Source organism: Flavisolibacter tropicus, assembly GCF_001644645.1.
GTDB classification, from domain to species: domain Bacteria; phylum Bacteroidota; class Bacteroidia; order Chitinophagales; family Chitinophagaceae; genus Flavisolibacter; species Flavisolibacter tropicus.
On record NZ_CP011390.1, the window covers coordinates 1,685,578 to 1,705,446 of the forward strand.

18 protein-coding genes are annotated in these 19,869 nt (G+C 40.7%); 6 read left to right on the forward strand and 12 right to left on the reverse strand.

Annotated elements, in window-relative coordinates; all coding sequences use genetic code 11:
- Window positions 1–100: 100 nt before the first annotated feature.
- Window positions 101–913, forward strand: a complete 813-nt coding sequence (locus SY85_RS07065) for a hypothetical protein (protein WP_066402883.1) — start codon at window positions 101–103, stop codon at window positions 911–913.
- A 4-nt stretch (window positions 914–917) separates the two neighbouring features.
- Here SY85_RS07065 and argH read toward each other — a convergent pair whose 3' ends face one another.
- The 9 genes from argH to SY85_RS07110 are packed head-to-tail and all read right to left on the reverse strand — an operon-like array spanning window position 918 to window position 9,549.
- Window positions 918–2,216, reverse strand: coding sequence for an argininosuccinate lyase (gene argH / locus SY85_RS07070; protein WP_066402885.1), 1,299 nt, complete (start codon window positions 2,214–2,216; stop codon window positions 918–920).
- The gene (locus SY85_RS07075) at window positions 2,213–3,286 is read right to left on the reverse strand and encodes a M20 family metallo-hydrolase (RefSeq protein ID WP_066402888.1); all 1,074 of its coding nucleotides are present in this window, start codon (window positions 3,284–3,286) and stop codon (window positions 2,213–2,215) included. Before SY85_RS07075 ends, argH begins: the two co-directional genes overlap by 4 nt.
- Window positions 3,279–4,064 carry an acetylglutamate kinase gene (gene argB, locus SY85_RS07080; protein WP_066402890.1) on the reverse strand — a complete coding sequence of 262 codons (786 nt, stop codon included), beginning with the start codon at window positions 4,062–4,064 and terminating at the stop codon, window positions 3,279–3,281. The genes SY85_RS07075 and argB overlap by 8 nt, the downstream gene beginning before the upstream one ends.
- Complete coding sequence (locus SY85_RS07085; RefSeq protein ID WP_066402893.1) at window positions 4,057–5,007, reverse strand: N-acetylornithine carbamoyltransferase; 951 nt, start codon at window positions 5,005–5,007, stop codon at window positions 4,057–4,059. Before SY85_RS07085 ends, argB begins: the two co-directional genes overlap by 8 nt.
- Window positions 5,008–5,054: 47 nt before the next feature.
- Window positions 5,055–6,230, reverse strand: coding sequence for an aspartate aminotransferase family protein (locus SY85_RS07090; RefSeq protein WP_066402895.1), 1,176 nt, complete (start codon window positions 6,228–6,230; stop codon window positions 5,055–5,057).
- 10 nt (window positions 6,231–6,240) lie between these two features.
- A complete protein-coding gene (argC, locus tag SY85_RS07095; RefSeq protein WP_066402897.1) occupies window positions 6,241–7,221 on the reverse strand; it encodes an N-acetyl-gamma-glutamyl-phosphate reductase in 981 nt (326 codons plus the stop codon).
- A 1-nt stretch (window position 7,222) separates the two neighbouring features.
- Window positions 7,223–7,570: a cupin domain-containing protein gene (locus SY85_RS07100; RefSeq protein ID WP_066402898.1), complete on the reverse strand. Its 348-nt coding sequence runs from the start codon at window positions 7,568–7,570 to the stop codon at window positions 7,223–7,225.
- Window positions 7,571–8,764 (reverse strand): argininosuccinate synthase, encoded by a 1,194-nt coding sequence (locus tag SY85_RS07105; RefSeq protein ID WP_066402905.1) that lies wholly within the window; start codon window positions 8,762–8,764, stop codon window positions 7,571–7,573.
- A gap of 20 nt (window positions 8,765–8,784) precedes the next feature.
- Complete coding sequence (locus SY85_RS07110; protein WP_226999035.1) at window positions 8,785–9,549, reverse strand: GNAT family N-acetyltransferase; 765 nt, start codon at window positions 9,547–9,549, stop codon at window positions 8,785–8,787.
- A 520-nt stretch (window positions 9,550–10,069) separates the two neighbouring features.
- On the opposite strand from SY85_RS07110, the gene SY85_RS07115 reads away from it, so the two are divergent.
- Together SY85_RS07115 and SY85_RS07120 are read left to right on the forward strand one after the other, a co-directional pair.
- A complete protein-coding gene (locus SY85_RS07115) occupies window positions 10,070–10,576 on the forward strand; it encodes a metallophosphoesterase family protein (RefSeq protein WP_066402910.1) in 507 nt (168 codons plus the stop codon).
- A gap of 179 nt (window positions 10,577–10,755) precedes the next feature.
- Window positions 10,756–11,865 (forward strand): pyridoxal phosphate-dependent aminotransferase, encoded by a 1,110-nt coding sequence (locus SY85_RS07120; protein ID WP_066402911.1) that lies wholly within the window; start codon window positions 10,756–10,758, stop codon window positions 11,863–11,865.
- 162 nt (window positions 11,866–12,027) lie between these two features.
- Here the strand turns inward: SY85_RS07120 and SY85_RS07125 are convergent, their stop codons facing one another.
- Together SY85_RS07125 and SY85_RS07130 are read right to left on the reverse strand one after the other, a co-directional pair.
- Window positions 12,028–12,486, reverse strand: a complete 459-nt coding sequence (locus SY85_RS07125) for a hypothetical protein (protein ID WP_066402912.1) — start codon at window positions 12,484–12,486, stop codon at window positions 12,028–12,030.
- Between the two features lie 166 nt (window positions 12,487–12,652).
- On the reverse strand, window positions 12,653–13,720 hold the full coding sequence (locus tag SY85_RS07130; RefSeq protein WP_066402913.1) for a TolB family protein: 1,068 nt from the start codon (window positions 13,718–13,720) through the stop codon (window positions 12,653–12,655).
- 73 nt (window positions 13,721–13,793) lie between these two features.
- Between SY85_RS07130 and SY85_RS07135 the strand changes: the two genes are divergently transcribed.
- The 3 genes from SY85_RS07135 to SY85_RS07145 all read left to right on the forward strand — a co-directional run bounded on the left by SY85_RS07135 (window position 13,794) and on the right by SY85_RS07145 (window position 17,428).
- Entirely contained in the window at window positions 13,794–14,774 is a 981-nt protein-coding gene (locus SY85_RS07135; protein WP_066402914.1) for a tetratricopeptide repeat protein, read from the forward strand.
- Between the two features lie 178 nt (window positions 14,775–14,952).
- The gene (locus SY85_RS07140) at window positions 14,953–16,047 is read left to right on the forward strand and encodes an Ldh family oxidoreductase (protein WP_066402920.1); all 1,095 of its coding nucleotides are present in this window, start codon (window positions 14,953–14,955) and stop codon (window positions 16,045–16,047) included.
- 61 nt (window positions 16,048–16,108) lie between these two features.
- Window positions 16,109–17,428, forward strand: a complete 1,320-nt coding sequence (locus tag SY85_RS07145) for an aspartate kinase (protein WP_066402922.1) — start codon at window positions 16,109–16,111, stop codon at window positions 17,426–17,428.
- 83 nt (window positions 17,429–17,511) lie between these two features.
- Here SY85_RS07145 and SY85_RS07150 read toward each other — a convergent pair whose 3' ends face one another.
- Window positions 17,512–19,851 carry a hypothetical protein gene (locus tag SY85_RS07150; RefSeq protein WP_066402923.1) on the reverse strand — a complete coding sequence of 780 codons (2,340 nt, stop codon included), beginning with the start codon at window positions 19,849–19,851 and terminating at the stop codon, window positions 17,512–17,514.
- Between the last annotated feature and the right edge of the window lie 18 nt (window positions 19,852–19,869).

Below are 19,869 nucleotides of genomic sequence, written 5' to 3' on the forward strand. Positions count from 1 at the left end.
AAGAGTAATCACTTTCAGTTGATTTTAGGCTCAACATGTGGAATGATTTTTTCACAGCAATCTAACAAATGGAGTACGAATTACTTCATAATTTATTGTTGTGAAAAAACACCTGGCCATCCTCCTTTTCCTATGCGCCATTTTTATCAATGGGTATACGCAGGATATTTCTGGGTTTTGGAAAGGTACGCTAACGATGACCGGGGGGTGTTTTCCTATTAATCATATTGAACTGCAATTAACCATATCTGGCACTTCTGTTACTGGGGATTGCTACCAGTATATGGATATAAATAACTACATAAAAAAAAGATGTCGGGGTACATATGACCCAAACACCAAAAAGATAACCGTACAAGAGGAGATTGTAACAACCTATAAGATACCTCAGCATTGCGTAATCTGCATTAAAAACTTTGTTCTAACCTATAGCAAAGAAGGAAACGTGGAAACGTTAGATGGAGGGTGGACAGGCAGGATTTTAGACTCTCCTAGCGACTGCCTCCCTGGTACAATTGTGCTAAGCCGCATTAAAGAATCGGCCTTTACCAGTATACCTGAAGTGAAAGTAGATACCGGTACACTGCGGTTAGATTTTTATGATAATGGGCAAGTGGATGGCGATTCGATTACTGTATTGGTGAATGGCAAAGTAGTATTATCTCATCAACGATTAACAGGTCAGCCAATAACCACCTATGTTCGTATTGATATTGACAACCCCTTCCAGGAGATAGAAATGATCGCTGAAAACCTTGGTAGCATCCCTCCAAATACAGCTTTGCTTATCATAACAGCAGGAGAAAAGCGGTACCGATTATTCCTTTCCTCTACTGAAGCTAAAAGTGCTGTTGTACGCTTTGTCTATGAGCCACCTACGGTCGGGCAGCTCAACGGGACAACCAGTCAATGATGAGCTAAAACTTCTTTACGACTTGGTTAAACGCCTTGCGTATAGCATCATTGCCTAAGTTGCCAATACTTCCTTCATGCGTATGTGCCAAGCCTTTGCTAAAATCAAATTGGAAAACACCTTTTTCAATTTGATTTCCCACTTCTTGGTAGGCTTGTCTGAAAGGAATGCCCTTATTCACCAGCTCATTCACCGCTTCTACACTAAAGAGGTACTTATATTTCTCATCAGCCAGAAGGTTCTCTTTTACCTGAACTTGTTCCAACATTACACCCATTAGCTGCAAGCAGGCCTTTAATTCTTCAATCGCTGGAAATAAGATCTCCTTTGTAAGTTGAAGATCACGGTGATAACCAGAGGGCAAATTATTCAGCAATAATGTAAGCTCATTTGGGATTGACTGAATTCTATTACACTTGGCACGAATCAACTCAAACACATCAGGATTCTTCTTGTGCGGCATAATGCTGCTTCCTGTAGTCAATTCATTAGGGAAAGAAATAAAACCAAAGTTCTGGTTCATGTAAATGCAGCAGTCCATTGCCAACTTACTTAAGGTTGCAGCAATGGAGCTGAAGGCAAAAGCGGTGATCTTCTCTGTTTTACCCCTGGTCATTTGTGCATACACAGAGTTATGATTCAAGGAACCAAACTGAAGCAATTCAGTAGTGCGTGTTCTATTCAGCGGAAACGATGACCCATAACCTGCTCCACTTCCCAAAGGGTTTTTATTAGCCACAGCATAAGCGGCAGCGGCTAATTCCAGATCATCCACAAGACTTTCTGCATAAGCGCCAAACCATAAACCAAAAGAGGAAGGCATGGCAATTTGTAAATGCGTATAGCCGGGAAGTAAATGATCCTTATACTTTTCGCTTTGTGTGATCAGCAGATTAAATAACTCCTGAACTGCATCTTTTACATTTAGTATTTCTTGACGTAAATACAGCTTAATATCTACTGCTACCTGATCGTTACGACTACGACCGCTATGAATCTTTTTTCCAATATCACCTATACGTTCTGTCAGTAACAATTCTACTTGAGAATGTACGTCTTCAACATCTGGCTGAATACTAAAAGTTCCTTGATGGATCTCTTCAGCAATTGCTTTTAATGCCAGAACAGCTGTAGCCGCTTCGTCCTGGGTCATCAACCCAACTTCACCTAACATGGTCACATGGGCAATAGAACCTTGCACATCGTATTGAGCCAACAATTGATCAAACTCTTTGTCTCTTCCAACTGTAAAGGATTCAATCAATTTTGAAACAGAGGTATTCTCTTTTTGCCAAAGCTTCATAGCACTACTTTATTTAATAGCTGAATATATAGTTCAATGCCTTCATTGATCTCGTTAACATAAATAAACTCATCGGCGGAGTGACTCCGTGCCGAATCTCCCGGTCCCATTTTTAAAGCGGGGAATGGCATGAGGGCTTTATCGGAAGTTGTTGGTGATCCATAATAACTACGACCTAATGATGAGCCTGCTTTTACCAAAGGATGATCTAATGGAATCATAGATGAACGCAGGCGGGTGCTTCTCGGCATCATTTCGCTTTGCGTATTTGATTTAATGATATCCACAACTTCTTCAAAAGTATATAATTCGTTTACGCGAACATCTATTACAAAACGACACTGGGCAGGTACTACATTATGCGCTTTATTTTCCGTTTCAATAACCGTAACGCTCATTTTGGTTGGCCCTAGCAGTTCGGACACTTTTCCAAACGCATAACAATAGATCCACTCTATGTCCATCATCGCCTTATAAATCGCGTTCTCGCCCTCATTTCGCGCTGCATGCCCGGCCTTTCCTTTGGCGATACCATCAATAACCATCAAGCCTCTTTCTGCTACAGCCATTTGCATTAGAGTAGGCTCCCCTACAATGGCAAAATCAATAGAAGGTAGATATTTCAACACTTCTTCAACACCGCCAGTTCCGGAAATTTCTTCTTCTGCAGTAGCCGCAAATAAGAGGTTATATTTTAAATCAGGCAGTTCATAAAAATGGAGAAATGTAGCCAACAAGGATACAAGGCACCCGCCCGCATCATTACTCCCTAGCCCATACAATTTGCCATCCTCAATTGTTGCCGCAAAAGGATTACGACTATATTGAACATTCGGTTTTACCGTATCGTGATGAGAGTTTAAGAGAATTGTAGGCTTATTTGCATCGAAATGTAGGTTTTTGACAAAAACGTTATTACCTACTCTTGTCGATGTCATTCCTTTCATAGCCAGAAACCGACTAATAACGCTAGCCGTTTCCCATTCTTCTTTACTAAATGAAGGAATGGCAATCAACTCTTGCAAAAGAGCGATGGCCTCTTGTTGTAGTTTTTCTAAAGAATTAGTCATGAATGATAGATGTTCCGGATTCTCCAGTAATCAATTGCTGCAATACTTCAGCTTTACCAATAATCACTTTTTTCACACCACTATGTAACGCTGCAAAGGCATTATCCAATTTGGGCAACATACCTGCAAAAATGACTTGCTGTTCTTTCAGCTGTTTGTAAGTAGTTGGATTGATCTCTTTGATAACGGTAGCGTCATCATTAGCGTCCAGTAATACACCTGCTTTTTCAAAAGAGTAGATCAACTCTACATTATATAAACTACTTAACGCTTTTGCGGTTTCTTGTGCAATGGTATCAGCATTTGTATTGAGCAACTGTCCCTTACCATCATGTGTTATCGGCGCTAGCACTACGCAATCCTGTTGTTGCAGAATATTTTGAAAGAAAGAAGCATCTACGCTATCTATATCACCTACAAAGCCATAATCGGTAGCTGCACCTGTACGTTTATGCGCCAGGATAGCATTACCGTCTGCACCACAAACACCTACTGCATTGCAATTGGCAGCCTGTAACTGCGCTACAATATTTTTATTGATATATCCGGCGTATACCATGGTAACCACCTTTAGCGTTTCGCTATCAGTTATACGACGGCCATCGATCATTTGTTGAGGGATATTCAATTCGGCGGCAAGTCGGGTTGCCAATTTTCCACCGCCATGCACCAGAATTTTTTTGCCTTTAATGGCTGCAAATTGTAATAGAAATGCAGACAATTTGTTATCATCGTCGATAACATTACCGCCAATTTTTATGACATATAACTTATCCATGTAGTATTGATGCTAAAACAGCCTGAGCTGCCCAAACACGGTTTGAAGCTTCCTGCGTAATTATACTGTTAGGCCCATCCAATATCTCGTCACTTAATTCCACATTTCTTCTCACAGGAAGACAATGCATCACTTTAGCATTATTGGTGGTTTTCAGTTTATCTGATGTAAGCATCCAGCTTTGATCATTGCAAAGGATCTGACCATACTGCTCATAACTACTCCAGTTCTTTACATAGATATAATCAGCATCTTTTAATGCCGCATCCTGATCAGTAGTTATTGTAGCACCTTTTGTAAACTGCTCGTCTAACGCATACCCTTCAGGATGTGTAACAACAAAGTCCGCGTTCCCCCAAGCCGTCATCCATTGTGCAAAACTATTGGCTACACATTGCGGCAGTGGCTTTACGTGGGGAGCCCAGGTTAAAACTACCTTAGGTTTACGTTTTTCCTTAAAGGTTTCTGTAATGGTTATTACATCTGTAAGACTTTGAAGCGGATGCAGGGTAGCGCTTTCCAAACTCACTACGGGAATACCTGCATATTTTACAAACTGCTTTATATAGTTTTCACTATAATCCTCTTCACGATTCTTTAATGAAGGGAAAGTGCGTATAGCTAGTACATCAAAATAGTTTCCCATAATCGGAGCTGCATCTTTCACATGCTCAACTGATGTTCCGTTCATTACAGCACCGTCGGCAAATTCCAATGCCCAGCCTTCAGCACCAACATTAAAAACAATGGCTTCCATACCCAGATTCTGAGCAGCAATCTGTGTACTAAGGCGCGTACGCATACTAGGGTTCAAAAACAAACAACCTATACGCTTATTACTACCTAAGGTTTTATCCTGAAAAGGATTTGCTTTGTAGGCCAGTGCCTTTTGTACCAAGGCATCTATGTCACTTACATCATGAACGGAAAGAAACTGTTTCAACGACTAACTCTATTTATCTTAAAATGAAAAAAAGCCTATCTAATTATTTATCCTGCTGTGTTAGCAATACTTGAAGGGACAGTTGATAGCAACTGTTGTATTGCCTTTTTCACTGCAGCAATGAATGCATCCACCTGTTCTTTTGTTAAAGAAAGCGCTGGCAATAACCGAATCACATTAGGTTTTGCTTCACCAGTGAAAATTTGAAAATCACGTAACAATACTTTACGCAGGTCATTCAGTTCTTCAACTGTATTAAAACCAATCATTAAGCCTTGTCCACGCACATCTTTTATTCCTTCAATTGATTGCAATTGCTCCACTAAGTAGCTTCCTACTGTTGCAGCTTGCTCAATTAACTTTTCCTGCTCCATCACTTCTAACACAGCCAATGCTGCTGCACACGCTAAATGATTACCACCAAACGTAGTACCTAACATTCCATGCTTGGGTTGAATATGAGGAGCTATTAAAATACCGCCAATTGGAAATCCATTACCCATGCCTTTAGCCATACTGTAGATGTCGGCTTGAATATCTGCATTATCAATAGAGAAGAACTTTCCACTACGTCCATAACCACACTGTACTTCATCTGCTATAAGTAACGCTCCATTTTGATCACATAACTGGCGAATGGCTTGTAAAAAGGCAGCACTTGCTACATTGATACCACCCACGCCTTGTATACTTTCAATAATGACAGCAGCAGTTTCCTTACCATCACTTTCAAAATAGGCATTTAAAGCATCAACATCGTTGAATGGAAGGAAGGTAATATTCTCAGTAGCATTTACCGGTGCAACAATACTTAAATTATCAGTTGCAGCAACGGCCAATGAGGTACGACCATGAAAGGCTTTTTTAAACGCTACTACTTTTTTCCTGCCTGTATGAAAAGACGCTAGCTTAAGTGCATTTTCATTTGCTTCAGCCCCACTATTACACAGAAACAACTGGTAATCTTCTTTTCCGCTTACTCGTCCTAAGGTTTCAGCTAATTGTTTCTGAATAGGGATTTTTACAGAGTTAGAGTAAAAAGCTATTTGATGTAATTGATCTTCTATTCGTTTTACCCAATGCGGATGTGTATGACCAATGGAGATCACAGCATGACCACCATACATATCCAAATACTGAGTGCCCTTATCATCCCATACATAAGAGCCTGCTGCCTTTACTATAGTAATGTCATTAAGGGGGTAAACGTCAAATAAGTTCATGGCTATTGATTTAAAATCCTGTGGGTTTTAAGTGTAATCCTGCACATTCATCTAATCCGAATTGCAGGTTCATATTTTGCACGGCTTGTCCAGATGCGCCTTTTAATAAATTGTCAATGGCTGAATGCACCACCAGTTTAGTTCCTACTTTCTCTAGCTGGATGACACATTTATTGGTATTTACTACTTGTTTTAAAAAGATCTCTTGCTGACTTAAAATTGTAAAGGGATGATCAGCATAGAACTCTTTATATAAGTCAACCAGTGACTCCAGCTTCCAATCGCAGGTAATAGTTGAAGTGATAAAGATGCCTCGTGTAAAGTCTCCTCTCCAAGGCACAAAATTGAGCTCTATTTGTTCCGCACCAAATTGAGTAAGCGACTGATTGATCTCTTTTAAATGCTGGTGCGTTAGCGTTTTATAGGCTTGAATGTTATTGGCTCTCCAACTGAAATGCGATGTAGCCGACAAACTTTGTCCTGCACCAGTAGAACCAGTAATACCAGTAGTATTTATTTCGTTCTCTAACAATCCTGCTTTCGCCAACGGCAATAAGCCTAATTGAATAGCAGTGGCAAAACATCCAGGATTTGCAATATTCTGTGCTTTACGTATTTGCTCTTTGTTCAATTCTGGCAAACCATATACAAATGTTCGATCATCAATTGTAGCATGAGACTGTAAACGGAAGTCTTGCGAGAGATCAATGATCTTTACTTGCTGACCAATTTTGTTTTCTGTTAAAAACTTACGCGCTTCGCCATGTCCTGCACACAGAAACAAAATATCAATATTACTATTCAGTTCTGCCGCAAAGGTGAGATCAGACTCTCCTATCAGATCCTGGTGAATAGCCGCAATGGGTTTACCCGCATTGCTACGGCTATGTATAAATGAAATATTTACTTGTGGATGATGAAGGAGGATACGCAACAACTCACCACCGGTATACCCAGCACCTCCTACAATTCCTACGTTTACTTTCTTCATGTTAATCACAGTTTATACGGTCATTTATGGTTGAGGGTTGTGAGCAAAGAAGAAACTCTAATTCTTCATCCGTATTATTAAGTATCCGATGACGCTGGCCAGGTTTAATATGAATGCCTTCGCCTGCAACTACATCAATATGGTCACCCTCAATTTCAAATTGAGCAATCCCTTTGAGAATATAAAAGAATTGTTGCGCCTGGTTATGATAATGTTTTGCCTCTGCTGTCTTTGCTGGCATTCGCTCCTGCTTTACAGAAAGGCTATCTTCTGCCACCAGGTTCCACCCGTCACAATTGTCACCCCAGGTATAATGTTGCAAACAATTGTTTTTGGAAACAGGCTTCATTTACTTTACACTATCTTTTACTTGGTGAAAAATGGCTGTCTGATTACCAAAGATCTTACTAAAGCCACGTACGTCTTCTCCGCTCCAGCCGTTATTCATTTCACCATACTTTCCAAATTTGCTGCTCATCAAGTCATAAGGCGACTCAATACCGATAACTTGGAAATGATAAGGTTGTAGTTGTACAAACACATCACCTGTTACTTGTTGCTGGGCACTTTCAAAGAAAGCTTCAATATCGCGCATTACAGGGTCAAGGATCTGCCCTTCATGCAGCCAGTTGCCGTAGAATTGCGCCAACTGGTCTTTCCAGTTCAATTGCCATTTCGTCAACACATGCTTTTCTAATGCATGGTGGGCCTTTAAAATTACCATAGGAGCAGCCGCTTCAAAACCTACACGCCCTTTGATACCAATGATCGTATCACCTATATGAATATCACGGCCAATAGCAAAAGGTCCTGCCAGCTTCTGTAAATATTGAATAGATTCAGATGGATGATTGAAAGACTTATCATTCACCTTTTGCAACTCTCCTTTTACAAAACTTAGCTTAACTTCTTCAGGAGTAGTCTTAGTTAATTGAGTAGGCCAGGCTTCTTCAGGCAATACACCTTTAGAAGATAGTGTTTCTTTACCTCCAACACTGGTACCCCACAAACCTTTATTAATTGAGTAAACCGCCTTATCAAAATTCATTTCCACACCCTTAGCCTTTAGGTATGAAATCTCTTCTTCACGGCTAAGTTTCATATCGCGTATAGGCGTAATGATTTCCGCATTAGGAATCATTACATGGAAGATCATATCAAAGCGTACTTGATCATTACCAGCACCTGTACTACCGTGTGCTACAGCATCAGCCTCTAGCTTTTGTGCGTGTTCGGCAATGTGCAGTGCTTGAATAAGACGTTCAGCACTTACACTTAATGGATAGGTGTTATTCTTTAACACATTCCCATAAACCAAATACTTAATGATGCGGTCATAATAAGCAGGAACGGCATTTACTGTCGTATGCGTTTTCACCCCTAATTTATAGGCGTGTTGCTCTATGGTTTTTAATTCTTCTTCAGTGAAGCCACCGGTATTTACAATAATACTGTGCACTTCATAGCCTTTATCCTCGCTTAGGTATGTGGCGCAGTACGTAGTATCCAGGCCACCACTGAAACCAAGTACGACTTTCTTCATTTCTAGTTTGTGATGATTTATTAATGGAACAGATTAAACATTGATATTTTTAGCTTGCGGTTGGAGCTGCGATCTATATTAGTCAAGCGCTTCAGGAACTTATTCTGCTTGATTTTCAGCAGGCGCTCATAGATCTTACTTTTCTTTTCAAAATGCTCCTTTGTTTCCTTTGGTTCATAATGATCCTTAGGGTCAAATAGCATGGCGGTGCATAAGCAATTCTTACGGTCTTTGCTCATCAGAATTTCGTAATTGACACAGCTTTTGCAGCCAGCCCAAAACTTTTCGTCCTGAGTAAGTTCAGAGTAAGTCACCGGCTCATAACCCAGATCACTATTGATCTTCATTACAGCCAGTCCTGTTGTTAAACCAAAGATTTTTGCATCAGGGTACTTCTCCCGGCTTAGTTGGAAGATGCGCTGCTTTATTCCTTTAGCTACGCCGCTTTTACGGAAAGCAGGAGATACGATCAAGCCAGAATTGGCTACATATTCACCTTCCCAGGTTTCTATATAGCAAAAGCCTACCCAGGTACCATCTTCAGTAACAGCTATTACAGCCTTGCCCTCTTCCATTTTCAGGGCTACGTATTCAGGACTGCGTTTAGCGATTCCTGTTCCGCGCGCTTTAGCTGAAGCTTCCATTTCGTCAGTTATCAAAACTGAATACTTTTTATCAGCAGGTGTTGCCACTCTGATAATAATCTTCTGATTATCCACGATGTTGTAAAAGAAAGTTGTTGAATAAGTAAGTAGTAGATGACCAATCTTATAGAACAAATACAAGCCGGAGATATTTCACTGATAGGGACCTTGGTTAGCGGTTCGTCCTATCAGCATCCACGTCGTCTCGATAAATAGCGGAAAAGATCAAAACACACCTCATACACACCTGTAGCCAGGTGGGAATGGAATAAAATCTGCTTAGTGTGTGAATTTGATGCTATCATGTGTAATGAGTTACAAATGTATAATACCTTGAATAAAACGTGCCAACTTTTTTTGTTAATCCCTGTCAAGTGATATGTAAGCGGTTATTAAAGCTGAAAACATCGATGGCAAAAGCAACATTTAACGGGCTATTAAGAGCCCAACGCCGCGCTAATAAAAAAGTGACAAGTGCTTATTCCAAGAGGGAAATTCCTTTTCTCCGAGACAGTTTCAAATGGGCTAAATGTAGCAAATGGCGAAACCAATGCACAGGAACTACTCCATAAACTGCAGATGGCTTTCAAACCTCGTTTTTCCAATTACTTATCTTTACACCACCTCTAAGATTAGTTTTATACCTAGAGCCCTACCTGCTATGACCCGAATTGGATTGATTTCAGATACCCACAACTATTTAGACCCCGCCGTATTCAAACATTTTGAAACCTGTGACGAGATCTGGCATGCAGGTGATTTCGGCACTAAAGCAATAGCAGATGAACTTCAAGCTTTTAAGCCCTTAAAAGGCGTCTTTGGCAACATTGATGGTCGCGATATCCGAAGTGTTTATCCTGAAATACTGGTCTGGTCCTGTGAAGAGGTAACCGTTTACATGAAGCATATAGCCGGTTATCCTGGCCGCTATGCTCCAGGAGTAAAGCAAGACTTGGTTAACAACCAGGCGAAACTCTTCATCAGTGGGCACTCCCATATTTTAAAGGTTATTTACGATGACGATATCAATTGCCTGCATATGAATCCCGGAGCAGCTGGCAATCAAGGATGGCACCAGGTAAGAACGCTTATTCGCTTTGCTATTGATGGTAAAATCATAAAAGATTGTGAAGTTATTGAACTAGGCAGACGTGGATCACAATTATAAAAGCAATATCTATTGACATAAGCAGATGTGTGATTTTCCTTATCACTCCGTAGCCTATATCTATGATCAAAGAACACGGCCCATTCAGCCATACATCATAAAAAAACACCCCACTAGCATAATGGCTCTTGTATTCCTTTTTTTGAAAAGTTAATATTGCTTTAACAAAATCAGTTGTTATGTCCAGCACCATACATCGCCGTTCTTTACTCAAGCTTACCTCCTTATTGGCAATTGGCTCTGCACTCACCAAAGCTGACGTTTACGCTTCAGACTTTACGAATCAACGATTTGCTGAAGGCCCAATACGACTTACCTCAAATGAAAATCCCTATGGCCCCTCTCCTATGGCACGAAGGGCTATGGCTGATGCTATTACTCAATCTAATCGGTATCCTTGGGATGTCACTACCAAGCTGCTGGAAAAACTGGGTACACTATATGGCTTAACATCGGAGCATGTATTATTGGGTGCGGGCTCCTCTGAAATCCTGGGTTTGTCAACACTACTGGCAGCGTTAAATAAGGGAAATGCTATTACAGCAGCACCTACCTTCTCTATTTGGGCACCGGTTGCAGAAAAAATGGGCCTCACCGTCACCAAGGTGCCACTTTTGGAAGAAAAGATGAATGATCTGTCGGCTATGGTTAGCCAGCTAAATGAAAACACCCGCTTGTTTTATATCTGTAACCCAAACAACCCTTCAGGTACCATATTGCCAACCGCAGCCGTTAGAGATGCTGCAGAAGAAGCCAGCAAAAAAAGCCTGGTTCTTATAGATGAAGCTTATCTGGATTATACCAACGAGCCAAGCCTTGTAAACATGGTCAGTACTAATAAAAACATAATCATCGCAAAAACCTTTTCTAAGATATATGGACTGGCAGGGGCTCGTATTGGTTATGCTATTGCGCACCCCGATACTATTAATAAACTAGCGGCCCTTCAGCCATGGGCTAATGCAGGCGTTAGCGCTGTTTCTCTGGCTGCGGCTTTAGCCTCACTTGACGACAAATCCTTTGTTGCCAGCTCCAAAGAAAAGAATACAGAAGCAAGAATGTATACACAAAAAGAATTGGAAAGCCTGGGTATTAAAGTAATTCCTTCACACACCAATTTCATTTACTATTCTTTAGCTAATTACAAGGGCAATTGGCAGGAAGCACTCCGGGCTAAAAACATTCTTTCCGCAGGAACATATGAACAACAGGGGCAATGGACACGCACCACTGTAGGTACATTAAAGGAAATGCAGCAATTTATTTCTGCCGTAAAAGCAATAGTATAATTCTCTTTTAGGTTAAGTAGTTCGTATAGATGAAAGTGGACCGTTGATAGATGACTGGAGCCTGCAATCAACCGAATTCAACCCACTTTAATAAGAACCGTATTTATAAAAAGAAAAGGTCAACCAGTAACAGTTGACCTTTTCTTTTTATAAAATGAGGTGTTAGAACCATCCTCTACCAGCACCAATTTCACGTATTGGCCAAGGAATAGATGCCAATACAATCAATAAGGCAATTAGATAAAAGATAAATGTACGTTTATGCTTAGCACTATCAGGAATACTCTTTTTACTTTGGGCCTTACCAATATGAAGGAGGACTATTGCTACCAACATACCAATGGTATGTTCTACGGCAAAGAAACGTGAAACAGGGTCACCCATTACCTCACCCATACCTCTGTTAGAAATATTTTGATATCCCCAGGCACCCATAAACCAAAGTGCTATTCCCACCAACAGCATAATGTCAGCAAAAATGGTCAACAACAGGCCTACAGTGCGATCACTCTTTTCAAAAGGTCTGTTACCAGCTGTTGCACTTTTGAAAATAGCAACCAGCAATAAGATTAAAACGATCCACCGACCGAAACTATGCAAATGCAATAAGCCTGTATACATACACGTGTTGATTTTTGATATGCGCCAAAACTACAATAGCAATGGCGTAATACAAACTTTACTTATCCGCATTTCTCCTGTAGATTGTTATCTTACCTCATGTAATAAACAATTAAGAAGTAGCGGCCATTCTTTCACATTTCACTTTTCACGTCTCACGTCCCAATCATTTCACCCAATCAGCAATAAAAATATTCGTATCATGGGTACCGCCATTATTCCGGTTGCTGCAAAATACAATCTTCTTCCCGTCTGGACTAAACATAGGAAAGGCATCAAATCCTTTGTCCCGGCTAATCTTTTCTAACCCACTACCATCTTTATTTACGAGGTACATATTAAACGGAAAGCCCCTTTTATACTCGTGATTACTACAGAATATTATTCGGCCATCCTTTGTAAAATTTGGTGCCCAATTGGCTTGCCCAAGGTTGGTGATTTGATTAGCCCCACTACCGTCTGCATTGGCCACCCACACTTCCATTTTAGTAGGCGCTACTAAACCTTCCTTTAATAGGTCTTTATATTCCTTTACTTCCTCTTCCGTCTTGGGCCTACTTGCACGCCAGATAATTTGTTTCCCATCCGGACTAAACCAGGCACCCCCATCATAGCCCAATGTATTGGTTACCTGCTTGATCTTTCCTGTTTTCAAATCCATTACATACAAATCAAGATCACCATTTCGCGTAGAAGTAAAGATCATCTTACGCCCGTCGGCAGACAAGGTAGCTTCCGCATCATATCCTGGGGTATTCGTTAACTGTTTGGTTTGTTTTCCGCCTGTATCGGTAATGAAAATATCGTAGCTGCTATAGATTGGCCAGATATATTTATTGCCATATTTAGCTCTATCGGGCGTAGGAGGACACTCATCTCCAGCCTTATGGGTAGAGGCATATACTACGTGCTTATTGTCCTTTGTAATGAACGCACAGGTAGTGCGGCCTTTACCAGAAGAGATCATTTTGTATTGAAATGCCTCTCCCACCTTTGGCACACGCCCAATGAATATCTGGTCGCATGGCAAACCATCTTTTCGAGAAGTGCGTTGAAAAACAAGCGCTTTCCCATCATAGCTCCAATAAGCTTCTGCATTATCACCACCAAAGGTTAATTGCTGAAGATTACGAAAATGCGTTTCCTCTGGATAATGTAAGGTATCAGCAGGGGCTTGTGAATGAGCTGTTACCAGCAGCATCACAGAAACAAAAAGGCAAGCAGTTCTTCTCATGTAAAATTTATTGACAGTTATTAACGTAATGCAAAAATAATGGTTCACAATAAGCCTTTATTTAGATTTGCGCATGCGATATCTAGTCGGAATACTATCTACTCTGTCCGTTTTAACGGCATGCACCAATAGCGGCAACACAGATCCACTATTAACAAAAGAGCCTTACGACAAGCTATCCGATAGTATCAATCAGGCACCCAACGACGCCGAGCTATATTACAAGCGCGGCACTTTACTTTTTCAAAATAACGAACTTCATTATGCGCAATCAGACCTGCAAAAGGCCTGGAGCCTGGCACCAACAGAAGAGCACGCTTTAAGTCTCACTACCCTTTTGGCAAATAAACACAGCGACAGCGCCATTAACTTCCTGCAAATGGCCTTGCAAAAACTACCACAAAGCGTGGCATTAGAGGTAGGATTGGCTAGAGGCTACCAACAAAAAGGTGACTTTCAAAAAGCGTTGACACAGTGCGATCAGGTACTGACAAAACACCCAAATAGTATTGATGCTCTTTTATTAAAGGCCGAATTGCAGAAAGATTTGAAGCAGGATGCAGAAGCATTGAAAACTTTGGAACAAGCTTACCACCTGGCTCCTTTTGACTCAGAGTTAGTACACAGTCTAGCTTTTGCCTATGCGGAATCGAAGAATAGTAAAGTGCTTGACTTGTCAGACTCGTTGATTACCGCCGATATTAAAGGCATGCATGCAGAACCCTATTACTTCAAGGGCCTTTATTTTGTAAATATTGGAAATAAAGCAGAAGCCTTAAAGCAGTTAAATGCCGCTATTCAGCACGACTATTACTTCCTGGATGCTTACATGGAAAAAGGGCAATTGTATTACAATAATAAGCAGTACACAGAAGCGCTTAAAACCTTTCAATTAGCTACTACTATCTCTCCCACTTTTGCTGACGCCTATTATTGGCTAGGAAAAACTAAAGAAACCATGGGAAACAAAGCAGAAGCCAAACTGGATTATCAACGCGCCTTTGGATTGGATAAAAGCCTGACGGAAGCGAAACAAGCTGCAGACAAATTATAGTTTCAATACCAAGTCTAAAACCCATCACCTGGAACAGTATCAATACACCGTGCACTCGTTTTCATATCAAATTATCAACCTGTCAACTCCAATCAGACATCCTAAAATCAGCAATCCTCCATTCCTCTCCCCAATCCCTTAATCTTCCCAAATCGTGGTTCCGACTATCTTTGCGACCATGGCTACAATTACTTTTCTATATAAAGATTTATTACAGTATACAGAAGCAATATTCCAAAAACTAGGCAGTACCCCTGAAGACGCCGCACTGGCAGCTAAAGTTTTATTATCAGCCGATCTCAGGGGTGTCGACTCTCATGGTGTAGCGCGTTTAAGTGGCTATGTACGCCTTTGGGAGGTTAAAAGGGTAAATGCTACCCCCAATGTGCAGATCCTCCACCAAACGCCGTCTACAGCCACTGTAGACGGCGATTCCGGCCTGGGCCTGGTGGTGGCGCCTAAAGCCATGCAAATTGCCATCAATAAGGCAAAACAGGTAGGCACTGGCTGGGTAAGTGTTCAGAACAGCAATCACTTCGGAATTGCTGGTTTTCACGCAATGATGGCCTTGGAAGAAGATATGATTGGCATTTGCATGACCAATGCCAGCCCTTTAGTATCCCCCACATTCTCAGTAGAAAGACTATTAGGTACTAATCCTATATGTGTTGCCATACCAGCTGGCAAGCAGCCCGCTTTTGTAGCCGACATGGCCACTACCACTGCCGCTAATGGTAAGCTGGAAATCCTGCAGCGTAAAAACCTGGAGGCCCCTATTGGATGGATACAAGATGCCAATGGTGATGCAACAACCGATGCACATGCCTTGAAAAATGGTGGTGCGCTTTTACCGCTTGGTGGCAACAGAGAGCAAGGAAGCCATAAAGGCTATGCTTTGGGAGCCATCGTAGATATCTTTTCTGCTGTGCTCAGTGGAGCTAACTATGGACCTTGGGTTCCTCCTTTCCCGGCCTATGTACCAATGCCTACTAATATGCCCGGAAAAGGTATTGGCCACTTTTTTGGTGCCATGCGGGTAGATGCTTTCCGCCCTGCCGACGACTTCAAACGGCATATGGATCAATGGATTGAACGTTTCCGGCAGTCTCGAACAATTCAAGGTCAGGATAAAGTATTGATTCCCGGCGATCCAGAGCGAGAAATGGAAGAAGTACGTCTTCAACAAGGCATTCCCTTATTACATCCTGTAGTAGAAGATCTTAAGTCGCTGGCCCAACGCTTTGATGTAGAATTCCCATCACATAATTCCTAAACCGTATTTGAACAAACTATATTTGCGCCTCGAAGCCTTTATATAAGGGAATACTAGTCTTATGAAAGTAATGAAATTTGGTGGCACCTCAGTAGGAAAGCCACAGCGCATGCAGGAAGTAGCCAAACTGATCACAGCTGATTCAGAACCAAAGATCGTGGTATTGAGTGCTGTATCAGGCACTACCAATAGCCTGGTAGAAATCGGTAATTTGTTAGCCAGTGGTGATCGCTCTACAGCCAAACAAAAGATTGATGCACTGGAAGCCCAGTACCAGCAATTTGTTAGTGAGTTAGCAACCACAGAAACTGCTTTATCAGCAGCTAAAGACATCTTAAAAGAGCATTTTGAGTTCCTGAACATCATTCTGAAGATCTCTTATAGTGAAGCATTAAGCAAGGACATACTGGCGCAAGGAGAATTACTTTCAACTAAATTGTTCTCAGTATACCTGAATCAAAAGGGTATCAATCATATGTTGTTGCCAGCACTAGACTTCATGTCTATTGACAACAATAACGAGCCACAAGTTCCTCAGATCAAGACAAAGATCCAGGCTATTTTACAACAGAATGCTTCTACTCCACTCTTTATAACGCAAGGCTTTATCTGCCGCAATGCCAAAGGAGAAGTTGACAACCTGAAACGTGGTGGTAGCGATTACAGTGCTTCATTAATTGCAGCTGCTATTAATGCTTCTGTTTGTGAGATCTGGACAGATATCAGTGGTATGCACAACAACGACCCTCGCGTTGTAAATAAAACCATTCCTATTGAGCAACTAAGCTTCGATGAAGCAGCCGAGCTGGCGTACTTTGGCGCTAAGATCTTACACCCTGCTTCTATCTGGCCTGCACAACAATACAACATACCTGTTAAGCTGTTAAACACTATGGAGCCTCAGGCTAAAGGCACCCTAATTAGTGAACAAGCAGCCTCTCAAGGCGTAAAAGCGGTTGCTGCTAAGGACGGCATTACTGCTGTTAAAATTAAAAGTAGTCGCATGTTACTGGCATATGGCTTCTTACGCAAGGTGTTTGAGATCTTTGAAAAGCACCGTACTTCAATCGATATGATCACTACATCCGAAGTAGCAGTATCGGTAACAATTGACGACAATAGTGCACTGCCTCAAATCATAAAAGAACTGGAGGTACTGGGAACAGTAGAAATTGAAAAAGACCAAACCATTATTTCTGTCGTAGGAAATGAACTGGCTAAATCCAATGAAACACTGCAAAAGCTCTTTACCAGTGTTCAAACAGTTCCTGTTACAATGGTTAGCTATGGTGGTAGCCCACACAACGTATCCCTACTGGTTCCTTCATCATTTAAACAGCAAACTTTACAATTGCTGAACTCAGGACTTTTTGGTTTATAAATCAATAAAAAAGTACCATAAAGCGAGAAGCCATCCTTAGGGATGGCTTCTCGCTTTATACAAAATAGTTATTCTTTATAATTCTACCGCGGAACAATAACTTTTTCCATATACACTGGCAGTCCATTATTGGTAAATCCCATAACCACTATACGGTAAGACTTTGTAATATCATTATTATAGAACCTCACATTTGAGCTTCCTTTTTCACTGCTCATTGAAGTATTCCAATATAAAACTTCACGAGCATCATATTTCACCTGCTCAAATCCATCTTCGCCATAATTAAATGGGGTGTAGTTATCCAAGCTTTTATAACCCACAAGGTATCCTTGCGGCAATCCTACAGGATAACTTCTGTATCCGCGACGCGTATAAATAGCAATTGATTGCCCTTCACCGAAACGGCCGGTAAAATTTCGAAACACTTTTACCATAGCTACATCACTTACCGGCAACGTATAGGCTTCATGAAGAGATACGCTTATTTCATCAATATAAACTGAACGGGCATAATTAACTCCGGTTGATGCACCCGGCACACGCATTCTAATCCAGTCCATAATATTCGAATACCCATATGCATGTTGATCTTCATTGACAAAATCATAAACAACTTCATTGGCACTATGGAAAAGCAATGTACTAAGGCTATCATTTAGTCGATCTACAGCAGACTTCCTCTTTGCTTTTACAACCACCTCTTGCAAATTCTTGTATTTATTGTCTATAAGAAATTGTGTCTGATAAGCATCTAAACTGCGCTGTAAAGCAGTAGATACTGAGTCATTTGGCTTACGTGCTGCCATGTAATACGGCCCTGCCGGCAAAGAACCAACTAGTCGCTTAAACTGATTATTCCGTTCAAACAGCACCTTTACATTCTGAGCAGATACCTTCTTGGAGTTGATTTTATAAAACACTTTGATGGTATCTTCAAATAGAGCTCCGTTTATTTGAAATGCACCAGTGCTGTCAGTTGATACTTGTTGAAAAATTACACTTGAATCCCTGAACTGAAACAAAAGATTAATGTCTTTATTCAATTGTAGTTTCTTTCCATTAAATACAGTACCCGTAAAAGATAAATACTGTTCCTCTTTATAATCTCGTCTGGGAAACCTGCCATTCAACATATTCTGCCAGGTAAACCAACGCCATTTTTCCGTAATCAAAAAGGCGTCAAGAGCCCCTTTCTTTAAAGAATCATCGGCAGGAAAATACCAGGCTGGTTTCGCCGACTGAATGGTTATATCATTGCTAAGTAAAAGACTGCTAAGTAGATTATCCTTAAACGTAGGAATATTGTCATCCGCAACAAACATTGAATAGGTATAAAAACTAGCGCTATCAATACCAATTTTCCAAACATTAAGACTTCGCTTATTAAAAGACAAACTGTCTAAGGATAGTTCTGGAAACCTTATTTGACCTACATGAAAAAAAGATAGTCGTTCTGTAAGTGGTTGATCGTTATTATCGAATAGCGTAAAATGTATAATACCATCTGTCAGCAACTTTGCTGGCAACTTAACTGTTACAATTGAGTCAAGATTAGTAATACCAGCCTGGCAAACTAATTGATTCTGCATTTGACCAATTAACTTGAACCTATTTTTTGCAGGCTGATTCTTAAAAACCACTTTACAGATCATGGTATCAGCTTGTTGCTGCACTTTCAACAAAATACCTGAATGTTTCACATCTGGCAAGGAGATAGTTTTTACATGCCCCAAATTATCATTAATAACAGCCACATAGGCCTTACCTGCTTCTGGAGTAAAGTCAAAGGCACTGATCTCTTCATTGAAAGAAGTGAAGTGAGCAACAATCTTAAACGGATCATCTCTTTCTTTTACCACACCACTCCAGCTTGTTGGTAAAAAGGTTTCAGAAAATAAACGAATCGACACTTTATTTTCAATAGCAGCAATCAGTTGACCAGATTCAGCAAATGCCTTTGCATCCCACCGTACAGGCTTTACTTTCACTTGTTGGGCCGATTCAGGATTATAAATAACAAGTTGATGCAGATACGGAAAGTTTTCATCATAATTCAACATCCAAGAGGTATATGCCCGAATGTAATAGACGCCCTCATCTAATTGTTTATTCAGTGAAAAACTTCCCTCCCCTGCGCCATTAAGCAATGGTATAATGGATCGGTCTAGTAGTTGTTTCTGCTGACTATAAAGCTCTACATAAAGATTTGTAGACTGGCTTGATGGCGAGTATTCGGAAAACACATAGCCTTTGAACCACATTTTCTCACCTGCTATGTAACTTGTCTTATTATACTGTATAAAGACTTTCTCCAGTGGATAGTTGTCTTGAAAGTATTTCAATGCTTCTTCAGCTTTATTCTGAGCTATACCAAATAGGTAAAAACAAATAAAACATAGGAGAGTAAAATATCGTTTCATTATAGCAGTTATACCTCC